Origin of the sequence: Camelimonas fluminis (assembly GCF_014656355.1) — a bacterium.
Taxonomy (GTDB): domain Bacteria; phylum Pseudomonadota; class Alphaproteobacteria; order Rhizobiales; family Beijerinckiaceae; genus Camelimonas; species Camelimonas fluminis.
On the sequence record NZ_BNCG01000108.1, the window covers coordinates 1 to 2,536 of the forward strand.

1 protein-coding gene is annotated in these 2,536 nt (G+C 58.2%); it reads left to right on the forward strand.

Features of this window, described 5'->3' with window-relative positions; translation table 11 throughout:
• Positions 1–1,270 precede the first annotated feature (1,270 nt).
• A complete protein-coding gene (locus tag IE243_RS22520; RefSeq protein WP_191321524.1) occupies positions 1,271–2,218 on the forward strand; it encodes a helix-turn-helix domain-containing protein in 948 nt (315 codons plus the stop codon).
• Positions 2,219–2,536: the final 318 nt, after the last annotated feature.

Below are 2,536 nucleotides of genomic sequence, written 5' to 3' on the forward strand. Positions count from 1 at the left end.
CACGTCCGCGCTCCCAACAAAACCCTGCATGAGTCAGGGGCAGAAGGCCTTGGTAATAGTCGATTCTTCCCTTGCGCAGGCCATCGTTTTCGATGGCACATCCTCAGCGCAGTCAGGCTGCGGATTCAAGGTAGCCAAGAGCGGCTCTGATCATGATTGTCGGGGGTCATCATCCTCGTATGTCGAGTTCTGTCATCGCCAGCCATAGCGCCTCGGCTGCGCCCTCCCGCGACATGGCGGGCAAGCCGGGCGCTTCGGGACAGAGGGTCACCCAAGCCATAACCTGGCTGAATCAGCAGCGGTGGGAGGATTCCCCTCCGGATGAAGCCGCCGTGTCGCCTGGTGGGAACGAGGGGCGGTGGGCCGGCCTGCTGCGCTCGCATACGCAAGGCATCTGGTCCGACCACTGGGGGCCGCCGCCGGGGCATCCTGATTGCTGTATATGCACGTCGTTCTGGTCTTCAGCGAGGATGTAAGCCAGCGCCGCCATGGCAATTTCGCCCCAAATTTTGCCGCCATTTCCGAAACGGTTTCACAACCGTAAAATCTAATTGTAGAAACAGCTTGTGGCGATGCACCAGCAACAAATTACGCAACAGAGCGCTACCAGGCCGGCCATGGCGGCCGCCTGCCATCCAGCAGCGTTTCAAAACTCGCCCCGAGATACGCGCCAGCGTCAGCAGTTTTGATGCTCCCGGCTGGGGGTGCGTCAAAACTGCGGTATTGAGCCTATTTATTTTCGGGGCCGCCCATTGGCTGGGGGGCGCACAGCGGGCGCAATTCCTGGGGTTTCATAACGGCGCGGTCGGGTGGCCTGACAGACCGCGCGCCAGCAAACGCCCTTGGGGCGGGGGCGAACCTGCAACCAGACCGTTTGAAGCGGTCGGCTCTAACCATTCGGCTCCAGAGGTACGCGACACCGTAAAGCGCCCGTGGAACTGCCACGCTTACGCCGGGCGTCCGGGCAAAAAGAAAGCCGCCCGAAGGCGGCTGATACCGAGGTTTCACTGGGAAGGATTACATGGCCGCCAGCTTCGCGGCCCGGCAGCGATGATGGCCCAGCCGATTGGCGTTGCCACCATGATGGAAGTGATGGGTATGATGGCGGTCATCTGCGTAGCCCCCAGAGCGCCGTTGCTCCATAGGTTCTTGTCGACCGTGAACCGCCCTGCCGTACGTGCGCAGGTGCACATGAGCAATTGGGTGATCGAAAAGCACGAAACTGGAAGGCCGTTGACTCTCCAGTTTGTGGAGACGCTACCTTGGCTCCATGGGCACGCAGTTTCTCTCCATTGGCCAGCTTTCCAGACGAACCGGCATCCCGGTTCGAAGGCTTCGATTTTATGAAGACCAAGGGCTCTTCCCTGGTTCAGACCGGGCTGCAAGCGGCTATCGGCTGTTCACCGACGCCGACGTAATCCGGGCTGATACAATCAGGCTGCTTCGCACTTCCGGAATGTCGCTAAAGGCGATCAAGACCTCGCTGGGCAGAAGTCCGGATTTAAAGGCGCTACTGAAACTGCGTCTGAATGAAATTAGCGCCACTGTCTCGTCGCTCACGCAGGTCGCAAATGCGATCCGCAGCGCAATCGATACCGATGAAATTTCACCATCAGATATCAGAAGGATTTCCGAAATGATGACGCTGTCGATTGAGGCGCGGGCCGAGGCGATCCGACGTTTCGTCCAGGTAATTGATAGCGACCCGGACACCGACGCCGATTTCAGGAACACCGTCAGGGCGCTGTTTCCCGCCAATCTGCCGGACGATGCAACATCTGAACAGAGAGAAGCCTGGATTGCGCTATCCGATGAGCTCCGGAATCCGCAGTTGCTTCACGACGTGCTGGAAAGTGGACGGCGTCACCGCACGCCTATCGATCCCAAGGAGTATTTCAGGCTGATTATGTCTTTCCGGGAACGTGCCTTGCTGCTCATGTCTAGGGATATTCCCTCAAACTCACCCGAAGCGAGTGCGCTCGCGAAGGAATTCGTTGACGCATCAGCTATCCATTATGATTGTTCTGCCGAGGACAGCGATTTTCTCCGTTTTATGCGCGAAAAATGTAAGCCCTCAGGCGTCAGCCGACATTATGCCCTCGCGCTCAAATTAAAGAATATCGGCCCCGTCGGCAGCGTCAGTCCAGGACTGAAATGGCTGCATTCTGCAGTCATGGCTTACCTCGGCCCAGCGCTGCAACGCCAAGACCAGCCATAACGGCGGCAGATATCGTCGAAACGCCGCTTCCGGCGATATTTCCCACCGCGATACGGCGCGGCATCATCGAGAGGTTGCTCTGCCAGTACACATACGCCGCAGGGCTTGGTGGTGAGCACACACATGCGAAGGCGCCTCGAAAAATTCCCGGAGGCCAGACACCTGTTTTCTGGCAAAGGCGGGGCATAGCCTAAAATCGATTTTAAGACTCGTGGAGAGGGTGTGATGTTTCACGCCTGTCATGCACTGCGCCACCCATTTATGGCGCGACAATCTGGATGCGACGCGCGCGACAATCAGTGTGAGATTCTACGTCGC